This window comes from Phenylobacterium sp. (genome assembly GCF_004799515.1).
Classification (GTDB): Bacteria; Pseudomonadota; Alphaproteobacteria; order Caulobacterales; family Caulobacteraceae; genus Phenylobacterium.
In genome coordinates, this window is record NZ_SSMX01000009.1 from 1 (window position 1) to 20804 (window position 20804).

27 protein-coding genes and 1 pseudogene are annotated in these 20804 nt (G+C 69.2%); 13 read left to right on the plus strand and 15 right to left on the minus strand.

The features are described 5' to 3' along the window. Nucleotides 1–239 precede the first annotated feature (239 nt). Together E8A49_RS04555 and E8A49_RS04560 are read right to left on the minus strand one after the other, a co-directional pair. A complete protein-coding gene (locus tag E8A49_RS04555; RefSeq protein ID WP_293376823.1) occupies nucleotides 240–899 on the minus strand; it encodes a LuxR C-terminal-related transcriptional regulator in 660 nt (219 codons plus the stop codon). After that, nucleotides 892–2118, minus strand: a complete 1227-nt coding sequence (locus E8A49_RS04560; RefSeq protein ID WP_293376825.1) for a hypothetical protein — start codon at nucleotides 2116–2118, stop codon at nucleotides 892–894. Before E8A49_RS04560 ends, E8A49_RS04555 begins: the two co-directional genes overlap by 8 nt. Nucleotides 2119–2270: 152 nt before the next feature. Here E8A49_RS04560 and E8A49_RS23135 point away from each other — a divergent pair. Beyond that, nucleotides 2271–2564 (plus strand): annotated as a pseudogene (locus E8A49_RS23135) (response regulator); the annotation flags it as partial. A 97-nt stretch (nucleotides 2565–2661) separates the two neighbouring features. Here E8A49_RS23135 and E8A49_RS04570 read toward each other — a convergent pair. Continuing rightward, nucleotides 2662–3165 (minus strand): hypothetical protein, encoded by a 504-nt coding sequence (locus E8A49_RS04570; protein ID WP_293376829.1) that lies wholly within the window; start codon nucleotides 3163–3165, stop codon nucleotides 2662–2664. Nucleotides 3166–3658: 493 nt separating this feature from the next. Here E8A49_RS04570 and E8A49_RS04575 point away from each other — a divergent pair, with 493 nt between their 5' ends. After that, on the plus strand, nucleotides 3659–3886 hold the full coding sequence (locus E8A49_RS04575) for a hypothetical protein (RefSeq protein WP_293376831.1): 228 nt from the start codon (nucleotides 3659–3661) through the stop codon (nucleotides 3884–3886). Here the strand turns inward: E8A49_RS04575 and E8A49_RS04580 are convergent. Next, nucleotides 3871–4503 (minus strand): FxDxF family PEP-CTERM protein, encoded by a 633-nt coding sequence (locus tag E8A49_RS04580; RefSeq protein ID WP_293376833.1) that lies wholly within the window; start codon nucleotides 4501–4503, stop codon nucleotides 3871–3873. The two genes, E8A49_RS04575 and E8A49_RS04580, sit on opposite strands and share 16 nt — an antisense overlap. Before the next feature lie 397 nt (nucleotides 4504–4900). Between E8A49_RS04580 and E8A49_RS04585 the strand changes: the two genes are divergently transcribed. Next, nucleotides 4901–5737, plus strand: a complete 837-nt coding sequence (locus E8A49_RS04585) for a MipA/OmpV family protein (protein ID WP_293376835.1) — start codon at nucleotides 4901–4903, stop codon at nucleotides 5735–5737. 135 nt (nucleotides 5738–5872) lie between these two features. Beyond that, a complete protein-coding gene (locus tag E8A49_RS04590) occupies nucleotides 5873–6169 on the plus strand; it encodes a hypothetical protein (protein WP_293376837.1) in 297 nt (98 codons plus the stop codon). On the opposite strand, the gene E8A49_RS04595 is transcribed toward E8A49_RS04590, so the two are convergent. Next, on the minus strand, nucleotides 6166–6348 hold the full coding sequence (locus E8A49_RS04595) for a DUF3606 domain-containing protein (RefSeq protein WP_111528073.1): 183 nt from the start codon (nucleotides 6346–6348) through the stop codon (nucleotides 6166–6168). The genes E8A49_RS04590 and E8A49_RS04595 overlap by 4 nt on opposite strands. A 147-nt stretch (nucleotides 6349–6495) precedes the next feature. Between E8A49_RS04595 and E8A49_RS04600 the strand changes: the two genes are divergently transcribed. Next, nucleotides 6496–6900: a hypothetical protein gene (locus E8A49_RS04600; protein WP_293376841.1), complete on the plus strand. Its 405-nt coding sequence runs from the start codon at nucleotides 6496–6498 to the stop codon at nucleotides 6898–6900. Between the two features lie 182 nt (nucleotides 6901–7082). Here the strand turns inward: E8A49_RS04600 and E8A49_RS04605 are convergent, their stop codons facing one another. Next, on the minus strand, nucleotides 7083–7388 hold the full coding sequence (locus tag E8A49_RS04605; RefSeq protein ID WP_293376843.1) for a hypothetical protein: 306 nt from the start codon (nucleotides 7386–7388) through the stop codon (nucleotides 7083–7085). Nucleotides 7389–7511: 123 nt separating this feature from the next. Here E8A49_RS04605 and E8A49_RS04610 point away from each other — a divergent pair, with 123 nt between their 5' ends. Both E8A49_RS04610 and E8A49_RS04615 read left to right on the plus strand, forming a co-directional pair. Beyond that, nucleotides 7512–7700 carry a hypothetical protein gene (locus E8A49_RS04610; protein WP_293376845.1) on the plus strand — a complete coding sequence of 63 codons (189 nt, stop codon included), beginning with the start codon at nucleotides 7512–7514 and terminating at the stop codon, nucleotides 7698–7700. A gap of 94 nt (nucleotides 7701–7794) precedes the next feature. Next, entirely contained in the window at nucleotides 7795–8592 is a 798-nt protein-coding gene (locus E8A49_RS04615; RefSeq protein WP_293376847.1) for an enoyl-CoA hydratase/isomerase family protein, read from the plus strand. A 22-nt stretch (nucleotides 8593–8614) separates the two neighbouring features. Here E8A49_RS04615 and E8A49_RS04620 read toward each other — a convergent pair whose 3' ends face one another. Together E8A49_RS04620 and E8A49_RS04625 are read right to left on the minus strand one after the other, a co-directional pair. Next, on the minus strand, nucleotides 8615–8818 hold the full coding sequence (locus tag E8A49_RS04620) for a hypothetical protein (protein ID WP_293376849.1): 204 nt from the start codon (nucleotides 8816–8818) through the stop codon (nucleotides 8615–8617). Nucleotides 8819–8968: 150 nt separating this feature from the next. Then, a complete protein-coding gene (locus tag E8A49_RS04625) occupies nucleotides 8969–10090 on the minus strand; it encodes an energy transducer TonB (protein WP_293376851.1) in 1122 nt (373 codons plus the stop codon). Nucleotides 10091–10309: 219 nt separating this feature from the next. Here E8A49_RS04625 and E8A49_RS04630 point away from each other — a divergent pair, with 219 nt between their 5' ends. Continuing rightward, nucleotides 10310–11047 (plus strand): PEPxxWA-CTERM sorting domain-containing protein, encoded by a 738-nt coding sequence (locus E8A49_RS04630; RefSeq protein ID WP_293376853.1) that lies wholly within the window; start codon nucleotides 10310–10312, stop codon nucleotides 11045–11047. A 56-nt stretch (nucleotides 11048–11103) separates the two neighbouring features. Here E8A49_RS04630 and E8A49_RS04635 read toward each other — a convergent pair whose 3' ends face one another. Beyond that, entirely contained in the window at nucleotides 11104–11298 is a 195-nt protein-coding gene (locus tag E8A49_RS04635; protein WP_293376855.1) for a hypothetical protein, read from the minus strand. Nucleotides 11299–11453: 155 nt separating this feature from the next. Continuing rightward, nucleotides 11454–12542 (minus strand): hypothetical protein, encoded by a 1089-nt coding sequence (locus tag E8A49_RS04640; RefSeq protein ID WP_293376857.1) that lies wholly within the window; start codon nucleotides 12540–12542, stop codon nucleotides 11454–11456. A gap of 251 nt (nucleotides 12543–12793) precedes the next feature. On the opposite strand from E8A49_RS04640, the gene E8A49_RS04645 reads away from it, so the two are divergent. Further along, entirely contained in the window at nucleotides 12794–13672 is an 879-nt protein-coding gene (locus E8A49_RS04645; protein ID WP_293376859.1) for a hypothetical protein, read from the plus strand. A gap of 181 nt (nucleotides 13673–13853) precedes the next feature. Here the strand turns inward: E8A49_RS04645 and E8A49_RS04650 are convergent, their stop codons facing one another. The 3 genes from E8A49_RS04650 to E8A49_RS04660 form a co-directional block, all read right to left on the minus strand. Next, nucleotides 13854–14276: a hypothetical protein gene (locus E8A49_RS04650; protein ID WP_293376861.1), complete on the minus strand. Its 423-nt coding sequence runs from the start codon at nucleotides 14274–14276 to the stop codon at nucleotides 13854–13856. 49 nt (nucleotides 14277–14325) lie between these two features. Beyond that, nucleotides 14326–14856: a UrcA family protein gene (locus tag E8A49_RS04655; protein ID WP_293376862.1), complete on the minus strand. Its 531-nt coding sequence runs from the start codon at nucleotides 14854–14856 to the stop codon at nucleotides 14326–14328. A 112-nt stretch (nucleotides 14857–14968) separates the two neighbouring features. Then, nucleotides 14969–16264, minus strand: coding sequence for an MFS transporter (locus tag E8A49_RS04660; RefSeq protein WP_293376864.1), 1296 nt, complete (start codon nucleotides 16262–16264; stop codon nucleotides 14969–14971). Between the two features lie 183 nt (nucleotides 16265–16447). Between E8A49_RS04660 and E8A49_RS04665 the strand changes: the two genes are divergently transcribed. Next, on the plus strand, nucleotides 16448–17212 hold the full coding sequence (locus tag E8A49_RS04665; RefSeq protein WP_293376866.1) for a methyltransferase: 765 nt from the start codon (nucleotides 16448–16450) through the stop codon (nucleotides 17210–17212). A 162-nt stretch (nucleotides 17213–17374) separates the two neighbouring features. Continuing rightward, the gene (locus E8A49_RS04670) at nucleotides 17375–18541 is read left to right on the plus strand and encodes a GAF domain-containing sensor histidine kinase (protein ID WP_293376868.1); all 1167 of its coding nucleotides are present in this window, start codon (nucleotides 17375–17377) and stop codon (nucleotides 18539–18541) included. Here E8A49_RS04670 and E8A49_RS04675 read toward each other — a convergent pair. Then, a complete protein-coding gene (locus E8A49_RS04675) occupies nucleotides 18538–18747 on the minus strand; it encodes a hypothetical protein (protein WP_293376870.1) in 210 nt (69 codons plus the stop codon). The genes E8A49_RS04670 and E8A49_RS04675 overlap by 4 nt on opposite strands. 173 nt (nucleotides 18748–18920) lie before the next feature. Between E8A49_RS04675 and E8A49_RS04680 the strand changes: the two genes are divergently transcribed. Continuing rightward, nucleotides 18921–19283, plus strand: a complete 363-nt coding sequence (locus E8A49_RS04680; protein ID WP_293376872.1) for a hypothetical protein — start codon at nucleotides 18921–18923, stop codon at nucleotides 19281–19283. 14 nt (nucleotides 19284–19297) lie between these two features. Continuing rightward, nucleotides 19298–19660 (plus strand): hypothetical protein, encoded by a 363-nt coding sequence (locus tag E8A49_RS04685; protein ID WP_293376874.1) that lies wholly within the window; start codon nucleotides 19298–19300, stop codon nucleotides 19658–19660. 1 nt (nucleotide 19661) lies between these two features. On the opposite strand, the gene E8A49_RS04690 is transcribed toward E8A49_RS04685, so the two are convergent. Next, nucleotides 19662–20723 (minus strand): hypothetical protein, encoded by a 1062-nt coding sequence (locus E8A49_RS04690; RefSeq protein WP_293376876.1) that lies wholly within the window; start codon nucleotides 20721–20723, stop codon nucleotides 19662–19664. Nucleotides 20724–20804 lie beyond the last annotated feature (81 nt).

The following is a 20804-nucleotide window of genomic DNA, read 5'->3' on the forward strand; positions in this document are numbered from 1 at the left end:
CCAGGTCGCGGACTATGCGCGGCGCAAGGGCTGGGCGGTGAGCGAGGCCGAGCGGTGGCTGGGGCCGATTTTGAATTATGAGGCGGGGTAGGGGGATGCTTCTGACTCTTGCCTGACCTCCGGCAGGTCCGCTGTCGAGCGCTGAGACAGCTTGGCAACGAGCGCAGGTGGCTCATTCAGACGTGGGTAGCAGTGCATGGACGCCCGGTCTCTGCCCAGGCCCGACGCCGCCTTAGCTGTCAGAGCCCCGCAGCGATCCCGATCCGGATGAGGTCGCTGAGACTGCGGGCGCCGGTGCGGGTCATGATGGCGGCGCGGTGGCATTCGACGGTGCGCACACTAAGCCCCAGTTCGTGGGCGATCGTTTTGTTGAGTTTTCCGGCCATCACCTCGCGGAGAACGCCGCGCTGTCGGTGGGTCAGCGTCGAAATCGTAGCGGTAGCGGCGGTGCGCGTCGGCGCGGCTGTCGAACGAAAGGGCTGCGCGCCCAGGACCTGCCTGACCGCATCGGCAAGCGCGGCCCACCCCACCGGTCCATCGAGAACGTCGGCGGCCCCGACCTTCATCACCGCCACCGCCAGAGCGACGTCGCCGCAGCCGCAGACCACCACCGGATGATTTGGCGCCGCCAGGCGCAACCGATCGAGGACGTCGACGGCGCTCCACATCGAGCCGGCAAGATCGAGGACTATGCAACCGGGCTCCAGCCAAGGGGCTGCGACCATGAGGGCCTCCGCCGACGGGTGAAGACGCGCCAGAAATCCCTGTCGGCCGACCCAGAGGGGAAAGCCGTCGCGCGAAAGGCCTTCGACGTCCACAAGGTGGATCCAAACTGGCGCCTGGTCGGCATGGAGCAGGCGTTCGGGCTCGAATTTGGCCGCAGAGGAGAACCTAGACATCCTCTCGCGCCCATTCCCTGACGCTCGCATGGGTCGCGCCAATTTCAGCCGCGAGCGCGGCTTGTTGGAGTGAAACGAGCTGGTACAGGAGCATCGACCTGACAACGCGCCGCGCCGCTTCGACCGTCGTTTTCATCCAGCGGACGAACGCGGCGTCGGTAAGCCGCTGCGGGCACTCCACCGACAGGGCTTGCACACCGGAGTGCTTCAGTTGGGCGAGCGTGGCGGCGGCGGGGGGTCCAAGATCAATCCGCGCCACGACGAAAAGGCAGTAGGGTCGGATCAGCGACACCACGTGAAGCATCACCCCCTGCGGCACGCCCTCGATGTCGCTGATCTCGCAGATCACCCCTCGTTTGACCAAGTCGCGGGCCTCCATAAGCAGCCCGGCGATCGCCGTCCGCCCGCGCTGGCACGAGAGACTGATGAACGAGACCGGCATGATGAGACTGGGCGGCGGCTCGCTCGATTCCGCGGCTCGCAACGCCTCCATTCCCCGCGCCGCCGCCGCCAGATCGATCCGCATGATATCCGCGCGAGAAAGCTTGCGAACCATCTCGGCCGTTATGGTCTCGTCTGAGCCGGCGACGAACACCCGCCGAGCGATCCGAAATCCGATTTGTCCATGCGCTTTCAGCTCGACGACGGGCTCCAGACGGCAGGCGACCCGCAACTCGCGCCCGTCCGATGCGATGAATGGCGTCCAACGGTCCAGGGTTCGCCGCGGACGCGCGGAGGCTCTGGCCTCACGCTCCATCCGTTCGCCCTTCTCCACCTCGGCGGCGCGCACCCGCGTGCCCTGGATCTCGGACGTACTGACCTTAGTGACCTGATGGACCCAGTCGTCGGCGTGGGCGGCGTCCCCGATGAAATGGTTCAGGACATCACGCAGTATCTGCAGGCAGGCTGCTTGACCCGCAAATCGGCCGACTTCCGGTTGGCAGATAAGGAAGTCCGTCTCGGAGATTCTGAGGTGGTAGCCGTCGGAACCTAGCCGACGTTCTATGAACCGAGTGACATAGTCGTGGATTTGGCCGCGGCGCGTGTTCCAGCGTGCGCCGAGCCTCTCCACGATGGCGTCGAGAGCGATCAAGTTGATCTTGCCCTCGGTCAGAAGTCCCGCATCGCTGAACTGGTCGAGAGCAGCGGCCAAGTCGACCGAAGTTATCCGCCTGGCCGCTGCGCCATCAGCACAGGGGTCGTTTTCCGGCTGTTCCATTCGCCTCGTCCGAGAGCCGGGTCCATCGCCCGTAACGAGGTTCTGCGCGAAAATTTCGCGAAGTTCTTCCGACCGAGGCCCCAAATTGGGCCTGCCTGGAGTACCCGCACCGCCTCATGCCGCGTAGCACTTCGCAGATGGCGGAGCCGCACATGGCGCATACAACTGTATTCCTGGTGGACAATGACCTTGCCGCTTGGGCGTCGACCCGGGACGCGCTGAGCGGCGCAGGCTACGCGGTTGATGAGTTCTTGTGCGGACGCCGGGCGCTAGAGCGTATCCTGGCCGAACCTCCCGATGTTCTGATCACCGAAATCCTGATGCCGGACTGCGACGGCATAGAGCTGATCTCTGCCGTGACGCGGGCTCACCCAGCGGTGCGCATCATCGCCGTCGCGGCGCGTCGCTTCCTCGGTGGGTTGGACTTGCTCGACCTCGCGAGCAAGCTCGGTGCTCACGCCGCGCTGGACAAGCCTCTAGAGGCCGAAGGACTTCTGGCCACGGTCCAGCGGGTGATCCCTACAGAGGCGCCTCGAGGCAAAGTTATTCGTCAGGTGATCCCGCGAAACGCTTGCGCGCCAGATCCGCCACCACGCGAAAATTGCTCACCGCGAGATCCTCGATGGCGACGCGCACGCCAGCCAGATCCTGGTAGGCGACCGCGGTAAACCGCAGCTCATTGCCGACGCGTGCTATCCAGCCGGCTTCGATGAGTTCACTGACCTTACGGCGAACAGTCTCCTTAGGCGTGCCCGTGGACTCGGCGACGGACCGCACATTTGTGCCAAGCGTCGGAAAGACGGGGACCTCGCCACTTAGCAGCTGCGCTTGGCTGTAGGCGGAAAAGCGCTCGTGTTCGGTGGTGCGGATCGCGATCACCAGCATGATGAGGAATTTGTCGACATCGCCCCCACAGGCCGCCCGGGAAAGACTGAGAAGATGCAGCAGCGGCCGCAGTAGGCTGCGAGCTATCGCCGGATAGTTTTCGGCGACCAGGCGGCGGATCGCGTCGGGCCCAATGTTCGTATCGTCCGATCGAACCGCCACTTCGTGGCTCCTGTTCCCGACTACATACTGTCACACCCGCAGGCGATAGGCATTCGGAACGTGGGAAATCCCGAGGTCCGCTTCGCGGCGCACTTGAACGTCCAGACATGGCGCAAAGCCGCCATCTCAGCATGCTCCGCCGCCCGGCCGCCTCAAGGACGAACCGCTCCGCGGTCGGCTACGCCGATCCTTGACCCGACCGGGCGGCGGAGCTTTGGGCTTGGCATGGGCTTAAGGGCAGGCGTGGCGCATCAAGGTCGCCTTGGTCCTCTCCCTGAGGATGGCGGCCGTGAGCCCCGGCTCGGATACGCAACCGCCGAGGGTATCCGGCCTGATGGCCGCAGTTCCTTTTCCCAGTTTTCGAGAATCGGCCAGTCGGGCGAACACCTCCGCCGCCGCAAGATTCAGATGTCGGCCCAGGAATAGGCCATAGCTGTCGCCCATCTGCGCAACGCAGGCCAGGCCGGCCTTCTGGGCGCCGGCGCCGGGCGCGGTGTGGGCCGACAAGCTGCGCGTCGACACCATCCGCTGGATGGCCGCGCGCCAGGCGCCGCGCAAATACTGCGAGCGGCTGCAGGTCGAGGCCGAGCTGGAGGAAATCCGCGCCGAGGCGGCGGCGCGGGGTGAGGGCGGCGGCAAGGGGTTCACGGTGATCGTCAAGCGCTTCACCGACGTGACGCCGGAGGAAGTGGTCGCCGCCGAGGCCTATGAGCGGCTTTGAAGCGGGCGGTGCGACGTCGCATCCGCGCGGCGGCGCTGGCGCAGGGTCGCACCGACCGCGCCGAAGCCCATGCACAGCAGCGCCCAGGCGGCGGGCTCGGGAACGGCGCCGACGGAGCCCTCCGAGTCCGAGGCCTGGATGAAGCTGACCGTGCCGCCGAAGCTGGCGGCGGATCCGCCTTGGCCGGTGATGATCAGCTCCTGCTCGCCGCCCGCCACGACGTCCTGGAACGACACGTGCGCTGACGAGACGCCGCCGCCGGTGGCCGTCGACCCGCCGGCGCCGTTGAGGCTGATGCCGGTGAAGGTCAGGTCGTTCGCGGCCTGGCCCGAGAGGGTGGTGATGACTGACGCCCCGGCCTGGCCGGTCGGCAGGACGAAGCTGTAGGTGTCGGTGAACATGCCGGTCGCGACGTCGTAGCTGTGCGTCGAACTGCCCGACGGACCCGCCGGGCTGCCGCCCGCGACGCCCAGGCCGTTGTCGCCGATGGCGGCGGAGAAGTCGCCGCTCGCCGAGGTCGTCCACGGTTCGATGAAGGTCGCGGCCCCCGCCGCGCCGGCGGTCGCCAGGGTCAGGGCGGCCAAGGAGGCGCCCCAGAGGGTGAGTTTAAGCGACATGAGGTCCAGCCCTTCGTCCAAAAAGATCAGCAGACGGCAGGAATTTCATCGCCGGTGCGGATGCCCAATTCGGTTCGAAGGATTACGTTCCATGAATAACGTTCGCGAACGATTTGACGATCTACAGCCTAGGGTCGCAGGTGGTTCGGAGATGCAGCGGAAATGGGAGTTCGAATACAGTGTTCGGGGCTGTCGGAGCCGCCATTTTGCAGGGGAGAAGCTTCAGCTTAGCGGGTCGGCGCCGCCCGCGGCCGCGGCCGATCTTGAGTTGTGGGGCGGGCTAGGCGGGCCGGTCTCTATCCCGGATAGTTCCGGCCGGCGGGAGGCTGGGTCCGGCCGGCGGAACGAAACCCCGCCGCAGGCGCTTGGCCTCTGGATTCCACGGTGGGGCATTTCCATGATCAAGACTTTTGCGGCCTTCGCCGGCGCTGTCGCCGGCGCCGCGATCCTGATGAGCGCTTCGGCGTCGGCAGCGCAGAGCGACGCCCCGCCAAGCGATGGGGGCGCGCGCGGTTGGACGATCTTCGGCTGGTCGGTGTCCGGCAGCGTCTCGGGCCAGGTCGCGCCGGACTACATGGGCTCGAAGTCCTACGAGGTCGATCCAAGCGGCAGCCTGCAGTTCCACCGGCCCGGCGTGCAGCCGAGCTTCGGCGCGCCCGACGACAGTCCGGGTCTGCAGGTGCTCGGGGACAAGACCCTGTCCGCCGGCGTCGTGGTGCGCGGGCGGTCGAGCCGCGACGATAGCGACGACAGCGTCCTGCGCGGACTGCACAAGATCGACTTCGCCTTCGAGCCGGGCCTCTACGCCGAGTGGTGGCCCACGGACATCCTGCGGTTCCACGCTGAGGTGCGCCACGGCGTGGTCGGCAATTCGGCCTGGTCGGGCGATGTCGCGGCGGATCTCGTGCATCAGGACCCTAGGTGGGTGCTGAGCATCGGGCCGCGGGTCCACCTCGGCGACTCGCGCTTCACGCGGACCTATTTCGACGTCACCGAGACCGACGCGGCGCGCAGCCCGTTCGCGATCGGGCCGTACAACGCCGACGGCGCCTATGTCGCGGTCGGGGGCCTGGCCAGCGCCGAATACCGCTGGACACGGCGCTGGAGCGTGCTGGCGAACCTGAGCTACCAGCGGCTGACGGGCGACGCGGCCGACAGCCCGCTGGTCGCCCGGCTGGGGTCGCCCGACCAGTTCACGGGCGCGCTCGGGCTGCGCTATCGCTTCGGACGCTAGGCGGGGCGGGCGCGCGCCGCGCCTGGATCTGCGCGTCCGTCACCACCTCGGCGTGTGTTATGCCTCCGCCACATCTTGACCGATTAGTCCGCGAGGCGGAACCTCCAGTCGGCGGGACGGCGGCAAGGGGTGTCGATGAGGATCGCGGAGGGGCTCTTCGCCCTGGCGGCGGCTCTGGCGGGCGCGGCGATGCTGGGCGCCGATCCGCCGCTGCCCGTGGCGCCGGGCAGTCCGGCCCATGTCGCCAGGTTCCTGTCCACGCCGGGGCTGTTCGGCAAGATCCTGACGGTCGCGCAGGACCAGCGCATGACCCCGCTGGGCGACTGCCCCGCCGGCCTGAAGCCGGGCCGGATGCGCAGGGCGGACGGCAAGGTCGTGGCGGTCGGGGACGTACTGGCGGCCGGGGGCCAGCCCTCGCCGCCGAAGCCCTAGCGCTTCTTGCCGAGCTCGGCGGCGATGTCCTTGGTCAGGCGGCCGACCTTGCGGTGGGCGGTGGTGATCTGGTCGCGGGTGACGCCCCAGCGCTTCATCCAGTATTCCACGGCCTTGCGCTCGGAGAGGTCGAGCCGCTCCTTGTCGATGAATCCGCGCTTGTCCTTCAGGCCGGCCATGGGTGCTCGCTGGGGTGGGCGGGCACTGAAGCAGAACCCGGCGCGGGTCACAACGTCCGCCGGTTGCGGGGCCGGACCGTTGCAGGGCTGGGCGGCCTGTGGTCCCATGGCCAAGCTTGGACCGACATCCGTTTGAGGGGACAGACCATGAGGACCGCGCTTCCCGCATTTGCCGTCTTGGCCGCGCTGGCCGTGACCGGCGCCGCCCAGGCGCAGACGGCGCCGACCAACTGCCAGAAGGTGGGCGACCAGACGATGTGCGACGGCCCGGCCGGCCACACGACCATCCGCCAGGTCGGCGGCCAGACCGTCACCACCTTCGGCGACGGGCGCACGGCCACCACGCGGCAGGTCGGCGGCGGCCAGACGATCACCACTGGCAGCGACGGCTCGGTGGCGACCTCGCAGCAGGTGGGCAATCAGCGGGTGACCACCTTCAGCGACGGCCGGACCGCGGTCACCCAGCATGTGGGCAACCAGACCATCACCACCACCAGCGACGGCCAGACCCGGGTCTGCCAGATGGTCGGGGCGATGAAGGTCTGCAACTGAGGGCCGGGGGCCGCTTTCGGAACCTGAACCGTTGGACGCCGTTACGGTGCGGCTTTCGGTTCAGACAGGCTTGGAGAGGCCCTCATGCGCTCGGTTCTGCTGCTCTTCCTGGGGGTTCCGATCCCGGTGATCCTGCTCTTGGCGTTCTGCACGCACCACTTCTAAGGACCGCTCGCCTCGCCCTAGCGGTGCAGGTTGGTCAGGCGCTTGATCTCGCGGACGTCCATGCCGGGCGCCCAGGCAAGGTCGGCGCGCCACCGGACGTGGTGGCAGGCCGGGCAGTTCCAGCCGATGCGCCGGGCGACCTGCTCCAGCGGCGTGCCGTGGCCGCCGGTGTTGAGCTCGCGCAGCCGGGCGATCACCCGCTCGGGATTGTAGCTCTTCTCCCAGCCGCACAGCGCGCAGGTGATCAGGAGGCGGCAGCCCGGATAGCGGCGGTGGTCGCCCACGGTCCCGCGGCCGGAGAGCGCGATCGGACGCATCTTCATCTGGGAAGCCATTCCAGAACAAAAGCAGAACATACCGCAAGCGCCAAGCGGAAAACGCGAGGCGGGCCGGAACCCAAGCCAAGCTTGCGGCTTCGACCCAGAGGCGGGGCGAAAGGGCTTTGAATGCCTCATCACCTGGAGTTCTGGGCAGCGGTGGGCCTGGTGGCGGCGCTGGGCGTGCTGCTCTTGGCGCGGCTGGCGTTCAAGCGCGGGCCCCGCTCGCGGGCCGAGCAGGCCAAGACCGACCAGGGCGTGCCGCCGGGCCAGGCGGCCGAGGCCGCGCGCGACCTGCCGCCCAGAAACGACGGCTAGAGGGGAACGACGGCTAGGGCGGCGACGGCCAAGGTGGACGACGCGCCACGCGGCCCTATGCTTCCGCCAAAATGGCGGGAGGAGCTGCGGGATCATGGGCAAGCTGGTGAAGGTGTCCGACGCCGGCCACGTGCGGACCATCATGCTGGACCGCGCGGAGAAGAAGAATGCGCTCAGCCAGGAACTGGCCTGGGGCGTGGTCGAGGCGGTGGACGCCGCGGCGGCCGACGACAATGTCTGGGTGGTGGCGCTGACCGGCTCGGGCGACGCCTTCTGCGCGGGCCTCGACCTGTCGCCGGGCGCGGAGCCCTATTCGCCGTACACGGCGCAGACCGCCATGCTCGACGACATCGGCTGGGTGGGCCAGTTCCTGCTGGCGATCCGCAAGCGCTGCGACAAGCCGGTGGTGGGCGGGGTCAACGGCGTGGCGGTGGGGGCGGGGCTGGGCCTGGCCATGGCCTGCGACGTGCGGCTGATCGCATCCAGCGCGCGGCTGATGGCCGGCTACACCCGCATCGGCGGCTCGCCAGACGCGGGGCTGACGATCACCCTGCCGCAGGCCATGGGCTACGAGAAGGCCATGCGCTTCATGATGGAGAACCGCACGGTGACCGGCGCGGAGGCCGTCGACTGGGGCATGGCGGGCGAGGCGGCGGACGACGCGCGATTCGCCGAGCGGCTGGCCGAGTACGCCCAGGGCCTCTGCGACTGGTCGCCGATCACGCTCAGGCTCCTGAAGCGGGGCATGGTGCGGTCCTACGAGAGCGCCGACCTGGAGAGCCAGTTGCGCTACGAGGTCGCCAACATTCGCAGGGCCTTCGGCAGCGAGGACGGCCAGGAGGCCCGGCGCGCCTTCCTCGAGAAGCGCAAGCCGGTGTTCACCGGGCGCTGAGGCGGCCGCCGGGCGCGCCGCCTCAGCGCGGCGCGCAGTCGTCGTAGCGGGGGCAGGCGGAAAGGCCCGAGTCGCAGTCGTGCTGCCGCAGCGCGACCTCGAAGGTCTTGGGCTGGCAGCACGGCAGGATCTGGGTGAAACGGACGAACAGGGCCAAGCCGACCAGCCAGGCCATGATCGTAAGCCAGCGCCGCTCGCGAGGCGTTAGGCTGATTGCCCAGGCCATAATGTCGATCTCCCCGAAGCCGTCCTCGTCCCCGCGGCTCGTGGATTAACCAAGTGCCGACGCGAGGTGCTCTGGGCCATGTGTACGATTGACGCTGCGACCGCTTGGCGACAGGAATGAGGTTAATTCCTGGCAGCTTAACCGTAAGACCTAGCCGCCCACGGCCTTCAGATTGAGGCGGATCGGGATGTGCACGACCCCGCCTTCCACCGGCGCGCCGTCGGTCGACCAGAGGTTCATCTTCATGGTCGAGGCGAGCTTGGCGGCGGCTTCGGAGAAGCCCAGGCCCGCGGGATCGCCAGCCTCGGGCGCGCACTTGGTAAGGCTGCCGTCGTTGGCCACCAGGCAGCGGGCGACGCCACGGCCCGTGGTCAGGCCGCTGGCCACGGCCTCCGGCGGGAACAGCTTGGGCGCGGCTTTCAGATCGAAGCCGGTGATCCAGGCCGGCGCCATCACCGTGCGCTCGGCCGCCGGCGCCGGCGGCGGCAGGCGGATCGGGATGTCCACCCACAGCTGACCGGAATGGCGGGCCTGGGCCAGCTGCGGCGCCACCTTGAACCGGGCCGCCAGGGCCACGGCGGCCTTGCCGAAGCCCCTGCCCTCCGGCGCTTCCTTGATGGCCTCGCAGTCGGTGAGCGCGCCAGTATGCAGCACCCGGCAGTGCACCGCCGCATAGCCCTCCTCGCCGCCGCCCTTGACCGGATAGGCCCGCGCCAGGTCGTCGAAGGTCGCGGCCTCGGCCCACACCGGGTAGTCCAGCATGGTCACAGCCCGTAGGGCGAGCGGATTGCCGGCGCCGACGGTGTCGCCGCCCATCACCTTCTTCATGTCGAAGTCGCGTTCCGGCGGCTTGAAGGTGAGCGCGATGGTCTTCATCGAGGCCACCGGGCCGTCGGGGCCCATGGCCGGGGTTAACTTGAAGGTGGTGCGCAGCTCGAGCGCGGCCTTGCCGAAGCCCCTGCCCTCAGGCGACTCCGAGGCGACGCTGCAGCGCTCGGCCAGGCCGTGGGCGTCGACCAGGCAGCGCAGGGTGACCAGGCCGCGGATGCCGATCTGGTAGGCTGAGCCCGGCCAGATGACCACCTGCTGCTCGACGTCGTCGCCGCTACCCTGCATGTCGATGCGCACGTCGGGCGCCTCGGTCTTGGCCGGCGGCGGCACCTCCACCGGCGAGACGGTCTTTGGGGGAAGCGCTTGGGCCGGGGCGGGCGCGGCGATCGGCGCGGCCTGCGGATCGGCCGCCGCCATCAGGAGCAGAACCTGGGCCAGCATCGCATTCCCCCGAACATCGGTGTCCCTCAGGCCGAATTTGCCATGAGGTCAGACGGTTGGGTAGCCGACGCTCCGGATAACCTGCGCCAATACTCGGATACGTTGCATGGTTCCCGCCGTCCCGGGCACATTTTCGTGAACGCCCGAGAGGTTGGAGATCAGCTCAGCTACAGGTAATACTACCTCAGGTAGGGGGGCTTTCCCCGAGGGAGGCCTTGAATGCGTGGGTTGGTTGGGATTTGCGCTGCTGGTTTGGTGGCGCTGGGGGCGACGCGCGCGGGCGCCGTTGTCGTATTCAGCGATAATTTCGATGAACAGACGGTCCCGCCGGTTGGCGAGATCCTGAACGACAATTCGTTTGTGAACTTCAATGTGGACGGCGGCGGGCCGGGCGGCACGGTGGACCTGCTGACCTCGAAGAACACCTGGAGCCTGCACGGGTCGGGCGCCAACACATCCGGCAATTTCGTCGACCTCGACGGGTCGTCCAACGACGGCGGGTTCCTGCAAACCAAGCAGGCCTTCAGCTTCAACGCCGGGGACACGGTCACCCTGTCGATTGACGTCGGCGGCAGCGAGCGCATGGGCACCGACACCATGTACGCGGGCTTCCTGTTCTCCGGGATCCCTGACATCACCGGCGTGACCACGACCAACTTCAACCAGCCCAACCAGACCCCGGGGCAGGAGCTCCTGGGCTTCTCGCAGGTCGGGAGTTCCGACCCGTTCCAGGTCTTCACGATCAGCTTCGTGGCGACGGCGCCGGGCAGCGTCATGGCGCTGGTGGGCACCACCAGCAAGGACAACGTCGGTCCGTTGCTCGACCAGCTGACAGTCACCGACGACCCGGCGGCAGACGCCCTGGTGCCCGAGCCGGCCAGCTGGGCGCTGATGATCCTGGGCTTCGGCGGGGTGGGCAGCCTGTTGCGCCGCCGCCGCACTGAGGTTTTCGGCTAGGGGCAGCCCCCAAATCCGCCCATCCCGGCGAAAGCCGGGGGCCTGCAACGGAAAGTCTAGGGCGTCTCCGGCGGCTTGGGCGGAGGCGGCCTGGCGGTGATGTCGCGGTAGGCGAGCGAGAAGTCGGGCGTTCGCCGCCGCGCCAGCCGTTGCTCGAGAAGGGCGGCCAGCAGGGCGGCGACGACCACCAGCGCCAGCGGATGGGCCGCCAGCGCGTGCAGGCGATGCAGGACCTCGAGAAACTGGCTCATGCCTGGACTCTGGGCCGATACTGGATGCGACGACGCCAGTCTAAACGCCCATGCCTAACCGGCTGTGAAGCAAGTTGGCTAACGATGACAGATAGATAGCAAAAGGCCCCGGCGTGGACGCCGGGGCCTGTAGCTTTGCGATTCAGCGGTGTCGGCTACTGGCCGCCGGTCGGCGCGGCCTTAGCCTTGGCGGCCGCTTCCTTTTCCTGACGGCGCGCGCCGCCCAGCATGCCGGGCAGGGCGTAGTTACCTTCGTGGCAAGCGTATTCGTAGATGATGCCCTGCAGCTTGTAGAACTCGTATTCGCCACCCCACGGCTTGGCCCAGGTGGTCGGGTCGTCGATCGTGTAGGAGTAATAGACCCGGTCGGCGCCGTCGCGGCTGAAGCGCTCGGTGACCTTCAGGTTCTTCCACGAGCCGTTGTAGGCCTGGGTCTGCGGGATGTTGGTGGTCTCGACCACCAAGGTGTTGCCTTCCCAGTGGCCGACCGAGTCGCCCATCCACGGCCGCACGCCGTCGGTGCGGTGGGTGGCGTTCATGCGGATCACCCGGGTGTCGTGCACCATCTCCACTTCGATGACGAAGTTGTCCTTGGTCTGCACGAACTCGTAGTTGTTGTTGTAGAAGCCGTTGGGCAGCATCGGCGGCCCGGCGTTGCGGCCGAAGCCCATGATGCAGCGCTCACCCAGCGAGCGGTTCTCTGGATTGTCGAACGAACCCATGCCGCGCGGGAAGCCGCCGGCGCCTTCGGCGCTGGCCAGGCGGGCCGGAGGCTGGCCGTCCGGCGTGGTCAGGAATGAGGTGCGGGGCTCGCCGTGCACCCGCATCACCGAGGAGCCGGGATCCAGCCAGCCGCGGTTGTAGCCGCCGACGTCGCCGCCGGCCGCGGCGAATTCCGGGCGCAGGTTCTTGGGGTCTTCCTTGCCGCCCTCGACGCCGGAGTTGGGGTCGGTGGGCTTGTTGCCCTCCTCGACCTCCTTGACCACGGCGGTCTCCATCTTCTTCGCCTCGTCAGGGGTGTAGTTGAGGCGGTTGCCGAGCTTCGCCGGGCGGCGTTCCGGCGTCAGGGTGGCGTTGGACCAGAAGCCCGAGAGGTCGGCATGGCCATCGGCCGCGATCGGCGTCTTAGCGGCTTTCGCCGAAGCGGGCGGCGCGGCGGTCGGAGCGGCGGCGGTTTGGGCGGAGGTCGCGAGCGGGACGGCGCAGAGCGCGGTTCCAACGGCGAGGAAAAGGGCGCGGTTCACAGCTAACTCCAGAAATTTCGGGGCGCGTTTTTTGAGGGCGCGTCTGAGATCACCTAACAAAATACGGCGACGGCGGCCCTTGGACAATGAGTCCCACGCGGGCCAAGCCTTCGGCGTCGCGCGCTCCTTTGCGCTCTGATCTTTGCGGAACTGTTTCAGGGACGGGCCGCGGGCGTCCTCGGGGGGCTCGAATTCGACGAAGTCCAGGCGCTGCCTGCGCCGCCGAGGGGCGGCCTTCAGGAGTTCGCCAGATGGACATGACGGACAACGAGACGGGAACCGGCCAGGGGACCGGCGGCCGGGCCTTCGAATTCACGGTGACCGGCGGCGCGGTGACCGCCGAGCAGGCGGTCTTTGGCCAGCACACCGAGACGGTGCGCATCCCTAGCGATGCGACGTTCGCGGTGGGAAGCGGGACGATCACCGAGACCCTGGCCGGGACGCACGACACCGACACCACCCAGTTCACCGCCGAAGCCGCCAACGCCAACCTCTACCGGGTGAGCGCGGAAACCCAGACGGTGGATACGCCCACGACCACCGACCCCAACGGCCATGTCTTCGGCTTCAGCTTCACCGAGAGTGGGACCAGCGTGACGGCCGAGCAGGCGGTGTTCGGATCGAGCGCTTCCTCGACCCACAGCCACACCGTGCCCACCCCGCCCGACGCCGAGTTCACCGTGAGCGGCTCGACGGTCACCGAGACCACCGTCCAGGGCCACGAGGTCGACACCACCACCTTCACCCAAAGCGGGACCGCGGGCCTCTTCGCGATCAGCGCTGAGAGCGAGAGCTTCATCGCCGAGGGGAGCGCGACCACGGCTCTGTCGGTCGACCCCTTCGAGCGGGCGGAATTCACCTTTGGCGCGGGCGGAGCGGTGAGCGCGATCTCAGCGGTGCATGCCGACGGCTCGACCACCGCGTTCACGCCGGGCGCAAACGAGACCTTCACGCAGCTCGCCCCGGACTTCGTGCAGGAGACCATCACCCACGGCTCGCACGCCGAGTTCGTGGTGTTCGCGGACGGCAACGGCGACGGGATCTACACCGCCATCGCTCACGGCGAAGGCGCGTCCGTCGACCTGACCGGCCTGCAGGCGCAGCTCGCCACCATCGAGCCGTTCCTCTAGAGGGGCCGGTCAAGAGCCCCCGGCGCTGATACTCTCCCGGCGCCGGGGGCTCGGCCGCCGACCGGCGGTCCAGCGGGGTCCGTCCGCGACAAGGCACGCAGCCGCGTACGGACGATCCCATCCTGGGCGCCGGCGCCTGACCGGCGCATGAACCACGGTGACGGTTGGGAGCAGGCCAGGCCTAGGTCGGCGGATCGAGGTCGGGCTGCGGCGCGGGCGCCGTCTGCGGGCTGGCGTCATCCGAGGCCGCCGGCGCGGCGGCCGGGGTCGGGGCGTCGGGCGCGGAGGCCGCGGTGTCCTGGGCCGCGCCCGAGGCGTTGGGGGCGGCGGCCGGCGGGGCGCTGTCGTCCGCGGCGGCGATCTTGTGCGCGCGGAGCGGCGCGGCGGCCTGCAGGACCGGGGCGGGTTCGGCCTCGGCGATCTTCTGGTCGCTGGGCGCGCGGAGCTGGGTGGCCGGGAAAGGCGAGGGGCCGCGCGGTTCGAGCTGGCGGCCGAGGCCGGAGGCGAAGGCGGCCGCGCCCAGCACGAGCAGGCCCGCCGCCGCCAGGCCGCTCAGGCGGTGCGAATGGGGACGGATATCCAGGGGGCGGGACGCGCCGGGCATACGAGTCAAATCCCGCGCCCGGCGCATCGTTCCGGCTTCGGCCTTAGAACTAATTGCCGCTGGCGGCGGTGCGCTTGCCGGCGTTGGAGTTCGGACCGCCGTAGCGGGCGCGGTTGGCTGGGGTGTCGGGGATCGGGCCGTTGCCGACGGTCGCGGTCTGATAGCTCGCCGTGTCGGGGACCGTGGCGCTGGCCTGGGCGCCGTAGGCGTTCACATAGGCCGTGGAATCGGCGCTGGCGAAGGCCTGGCGCACCTGGCCCATGGCGCCGCGCACGGCGAGGTCCTGGCAGGACTTGCCGAGGTTGTGCTGGTTCGGCGAGGCCTCGTTGAGCTCGGTGCAGACGCGGCGGGCGGCGTTGTTGACCCGGTGCTCCAGCCGCGCGCGGTCGCCGGAAAGGCGCAGGTCGAGGTCGGCGTAGCTGACGGTGGCGCTGAGGCTCATCGGACGCGCGCCGGGGGCGGGCGGAAGCTGGCCGGTGACGGTCAGCTCGTCGACGGCGCTGTTGTCGTAGCGCTGAGCGACGGCGGGCGCGGCGCAGAGCGCGGCGGCGGTGAGGGTGGCGAGCGCGAGGGTGCGCATGGGTTCGGCTCCTTGGTCCAAGGGATCGGGCGGGCTCGCCGCGCCGGTCCCGGAATGGAAAGCTAAACCGCGCCGGCGGAACGCGGGTTCCTACGGCCCCGGCGGTGTCCGTTCAGGCGTCGTGGCCGGCGGTGATCCGCTTGGGCACGAAGGGGATGACCAGGAGGATGGCGGCGTAGACCGCGATGGTCGCCCAGAGCGTGGCGTTGAAGCCGCCGTGGTGCTGGTAGAGGTCCGCGCCCCACAGGTCGCCGCCGCGCAGCGCGATCCAGTAGAGCGCCAGGAACAGCATGATCATGGTGCCCTCCAAGCCCTTGGGGCTGGAGCGGATGGTGAGGTCGGTGAAGGCCGCCTGGCCGATGCCGCCCAGCAGGCCCATGGGCACGGCGGCCCAGAGCGCGCCGGTCGGCGAATGGATGAACAGCAGGCTCGCCATCTGAGGCACCGCCAGAACGCCGCCGATCCACACCAGGGGGCGCAGGGCCACGCGCCGGGCGAGCCAGCCGTAGACGCCGTACATCGGGATGAAGCCGACGTAGAAGATCGTGTAGAACAGCCCCACCTGGGCGCCGCTGGCGTGGATGTCGTTGCTGAGGTGGAACTGCATGGCGATGCCCGCGCCGGGGGCGAACTGCCAGAGCAGCTGGATGAGCAGGGCCGGATAGATCGGCCAGTACTTCAGCAGGCGGATGAAGTCGCGGCCCGGCGAGATCGCCTCCGGCTCGGTGCGCCCGTCCTCGTAGATCCGCTTGGGGCCGAAGGCGCCGAAGGCGCAGACCAGCACCATGAGCGCCGCCCCGATCAGGAAGACGGGCCTGAGCGCCTGGCCGGCGGGCAGGCCTTCGATGGAATCGGCCAGCAGGCCGCCCAGCCAGCCGCAGGCCACGGCGGGCACGATGATGGCGGTGTTCATCCCCGTGCTCATCTGGCCGGACATGGCGTGCCGACGGCCGATGGCGGTGGCGATGCCGCTGACCGCGGCGCTGACGAACTGCAGGAAGATCCCGACAAACAGGCCGCCAATCAGCAGGACCGCATAGGTGGGCGGGGCGAAGGCCAGGGCGGCGTAACCGGCCACGCAGGCCAGGCCGAAGACCACCAGATAGCCGCGGTCGCCGCGGCCGAACGGGTTCCAGCGGTCGCGGACGAAGCCGAAGAACCCGCCCAGATAGGTCGGGGCCGCGGCCACGAAGGCGAACAGCGCCACCTGGTCCGGGCTCTGGTGCAGCCGGTTCTTCAGGAAGAACACCAGAGGGAGCGCGATGAGCTGCAGATAGGGCGCGGCGAAGTTGATGATCAGGACGGGGAAGCCGATCCCCAGCAGGAGCCAGGTGCGCTGGGCCGCCGGCAGGGGTGTGGCCAGGACGCCCGGGACCTCCTCGACCGTGGAGTCGGCGCCCGCCGTCACGCGCCGAGCCCCGCCGTGGCGGCCGCCGCCCCTTGGAAATTCCGCATGCGCTGTTCCCCGAACGCGTAAGGCGTAGCGCGCGCGTTCCCGGAGCGGAAGGGGCAAGGCGCGCGAAACCGCGGGCTGCGCCGGTCAGCGAACCGGTGATAGGTTGCCGCAACAGCCTGGCTTGGGAGGGACGACATGGCGCGCGGTCTTATGGTTTCGGTTCTTGGGGCTTCGGTTCTGGCGGCGCTCGCCGTCGGCGGAGTGGCGATGGCGGCGGTCCCGGCGAACATCACCGCGGCCCTGGGCGACATCAAGCGCCCGCCGGCCGACTCGTCGCGCGACGTGGCCCGCAAGCCCGCCGAGCTGCTGGCCCTGGCCGAGGTGAAGCCCGGCCAGAAGGTGGCCGACTTCATGATGGGCGGCGGCTATTTCACGCGCATCCTGTCGCCCGCCGTCGGGCCGAAGGGACAGGTCTACGCCTATCAAATCGGCGAGCTGATCAAGATGCGTCCCGCCTCCGGGACCGATCAGCAGAAGGTGGTGGCGGACTACGCCAACGTCACCGCGCTAAACGGCCCCATCGCCCACGCGGGATTGCCGGAGGGCCTGGATCTGGTCCTGACGGTGCAGAACTACCACGACCTGCACCTGAAGGCGTTCCCGGCCGACAATGCCGACACGGTCAACAAGGAGGTCTTCAAGGCCCTGAAGCCGGGCGGCCTCTACGTCATCGTCGACCACGCCGCGACGCCCGGGTCGCCGCTCGCCGTGGCCGACAGCCTGCACCGCATCGACGAGGCGATCGTCAAGCAGGAGGTCGAGGCCGCCGGCTTCAAGCTGGTCGCCGAGGACGACAAGCTGCTCGCCAGCCCGGCCGACGCGCACGACAAGAACGTTTTCGACCCCGCGATCCGCGGGCATACCGACCAGTTCATCCTGAAGTTCCGCAAGCCGAAGTAGCGGCGGGTAAGTGGCCTGGCCGACAGATCGGACGCGCCAGGGCTGCGGACCCGTGTTCGGCGAAGATGCTTCGGCCTATGTCGGGCGCCCGTCAGACGCGACCGGCAGCGCATGATCCTTTAGGATCGAGGGGCTGGCGTGAGAATGAGGGGCGGATTGTCCGTGGACATCGCCGAAGACGTCGACGCGATCGGTCGGATCGAAGTCGTTCCGATGATCCTGGAAGTGATATGCCGCACCACCGGCATGGGCTTCGCCGCCGTGGCGCGGGTCACCGAGGACCGCTGGGTCGCCTGCGCCGTGCGCGACGAGATCGCTTTCGGCCTGGCGCCGGGCGACGAGCTGGCGGTGGGCACCACCATCTGCGACGAGATCCGCAAGAGCGGCCAGGCGGTGGTCATCGACCACGTGTCCGAGGACCCGGAGTTCCGCGGCCACCCGACCCCGGCGCAGTACGGCTTCCAGAGCTACATCTCCCAGCCGATCTTCCGCGACGGGATTTTCTTCGGGACGCTCTGCGCCATCGATCCCAAGCCGGCGCAGCTGAAGAATCCGCAGGTCATGGGGATGTTCAAGCTGTTCGCCGACCTGATCGCCCAGCACATGGACACCCAGGACCGCCTGGCGAAGAGCGAGGCGGCGCTGTTGAGCGAACGGCAGGCCGCGGAGCTGCGCGAGCAGTTCATCGCCGTCCTGGGCCACGACCTGCGCAACCCCCTGGCCTCGATCCAGGCGGGCGGGCGGCTCCTGGCGCGGACGCCGCTCGACGCGCGCGCCGTGACCCTGGTCGGCGCCATGCAGGCGAGCGTCAACCGCATGGCCGGGCTGATCGACAATGTCATGGACTTCGCCCGCGCCCGGCTGGGCGGCGGGTTCGAGATCGAGCGGCGCAGCGACCCCGGCCTGCAGGAGGCGATTCAGCAGGCGGTGGACGAGCTGCGCCTGGCCCATCCAGACCGGGTGATCCTGGCGGACCTGGACCTCAGCGAGCCGGTGGCCGCCGACCGGGCGCGGGTGGCGCAGCTCACCTCCAACCTGCTGGCCAATGCGCTGCGGCACGGCGAGGACGGCGCGCCGGTCAGCGTGCGGGCGCGGGTGGCGGGCGGGCGGTTCGAGCTTTCGGTCGCCAACCAGGGCCCGCCGATTCCGCCGGAGCGCCAGTCGATGCTGTTCCGGCCCTTCGAGCGGGCCGAGCACCATCACGGCCAGCAGGGCCTGGGCCTCGGCCTCTACATCGCCGCCGAGATCGCCCGGGCGCACGGCGGGACCCTGGGCGTGGCGTCCGACGCCACCGAGACGCGGTTCACCTTCGCCATGCCGCTGAGCTAGGGCGCCGGCGGCCGCAGCTCGGCGGCGATGCGGCGGGAGCCCGCCACGGCGATGAAGCGGCCGCCCTGCCAGAGCTCGGCGCGGATGTCCCCGCGCTTCGGCGGGTGAAGCTTGCAAACCGCCTCTTCATCGGTGGCGCAGTAGAAGCTCTCGTCGGGTTGCAGGCGTCCGTCGTCGTGCACCAGGTAGATTCTGTAGACGGCCATTGGTCTGCTCCTTCAGGCCCCGGCGTCTTCTAGGCCTGGGAGGCGACGCCGGTATGTCGAGTGCAAGACCGGCCCGTCATGCCCGTGCCTTAGTTATGGCGGAGCTTGCCGCCCGGTGACCCACGGGGAAGAATCCAAGGCTCCGCTCGGCGGGGCGAAGATAGGGAGTCCGGATGTTCCGAACCCTGATGTCAGCCTTCACCAGCCCCGCGGCGGGGCCGGTGGGCTTCGCCTTGGCGGTTGTCATGTGCGGCTTGTTGATCGCCACCACCCTCACCGCGCAGCAGCGGGACACCGAGCTGCGGGCGCGGATCGCTGGCCTGACGGTGCAGAACCAGCGCGACGGGATCGCGCTGCACGCCCGCCTGGCGGCTTGCGAAGGCGCGCCGGCGGACCTGGCGAAGAGCCGGCTGACGAACGCCAACCTGACGCCCGAGCAGCGCGCCCAGAAGCTGGCCGGGCAGGAGCCGCAGGGCTTCGACGTCTGTGCGCGGATGGAAAGCGCCGACCGCGCCGTCCTCGAGACCCTCAAGTGAAGCGTTTGGGGGAGATGAGCCGCCTCCAGATGGGGCCGGTCCCTGCGGCGGCGCTCTGCGCGCTGGCGCTGGCGGCCTGCCAGAGCCTGAAGCCGAAAGCCGCGCCGCAGATCGCGGTGGCTCCGCCGCCGGCGCCGGCGGCCGCGCCGGTTCCGGCCGCCGCGCCGGCTCCCGCCCCGCCGGTGGTGGTCCGGGTGCCGGTGAAAGAGGCCTGTGTGCCGAAGACCCTCTCCAAGCCGCCGAAATACCCCGACACCGACCAGGCCCTGCGCGACGCCGGCGGCGCGGCCGACCGCTACCAGCTGATGGCCGCCGGCCGGATCCTGCGCGAACGCCGCCTGGCCGAGCTGGAGAAGGTGGTCGAGGGCTGCCGCTGACCTAGTTCGTCCCGCCGCCGCCGGGCGCGGCGGGCTTGCCGGAGGCGAGCGCTTCCTTTTCCTGCTGTCGGGCGCCGGCGAGGATGCCGGGCAGGGCGTAGTTGCCCTCATGGCAGGCGTATTCGTAGAGCGGCCCCTTGGTGGCGTTCAGCGCCACCTCCCCGGTGTAGGGGGCGGTGTAGGTCTGCGGGTCGTCGACGGTGAATGCGTACTTGATCTGGGTCGGGCTGACCCGGGTGAAGCGCTCGACGATCTTCGAGCCCATGGAGGCTCCGCGGAAGTTCTGTTCGGGGCGCATGTTGGTGGTCTCGACCACCAGGGTGTCGCCTTCCCAGTGGCCGATCGAGTCGCCCATCCAGAGCTTCATGTTCGCCGGGATGTGACCGCCGGTCAGGTGGATGTGGCGCACGTCGTGGACCATCTCCACGTCGATGGCGATCTCGTCCTTGGTCTGCACGATCTGGTAGTTGTTGTTGTAGAGCAGCGGCAGCATCGGCGGCCCGGCGGAGGAGCCGAAGCTCATCAGGCAGCGCTCGCCCAGGGACCGGCCCTCGGGGTTGTCGGCGGCGCCCGTGCCGCCCCGGCCGCCCGCCGAGGCCAGCCGCGCGCGCATCTGCGCCTGGGCTTCCGGCTTCATCGGCGGCAGGCGGCCGTTGGCCGGCGAGACCAGGATCGAGTCCCGCCTGACGCCTTCCATGTCGATGATCCGGGTGCCGGGATCGACCCAGGCGGAGTTGTAACCGCAGTTCACGCCGGTGAAGCCGCGGCCGCAGTCGGTCGGCAGGTCGGTGACCTTGGCGTTGGGGTCGGTGGGCTTGTTGCCGTCGGCGACGAGCTTGGCGTTGCCGTTCTCCAGGTCCTTCACCTCCTGGTCGGTCAGCGCCAGGCGGTCGCCGTACTTCGCGTCGCGCTCGAAGGGGGTGATGGTGGCGTTGGACCAGTCGCCCTGCAGGTCCGGCTGGCCGTCGGGGGTGCGCGGGGCCTTGTAGGGGGCGGCGCCGGCCGCGGCGGCGACCGCCAGAGCGCCCGCGGCGGCCAGTATGGATAGGCGGTTCAGCCTCATGGTCAGCGCCTCCCTGCGCTTGCATCGGCCGGATCCCGTTGGCGGGACTCTCGATACCGATATTTCGGATATTACGCCCGA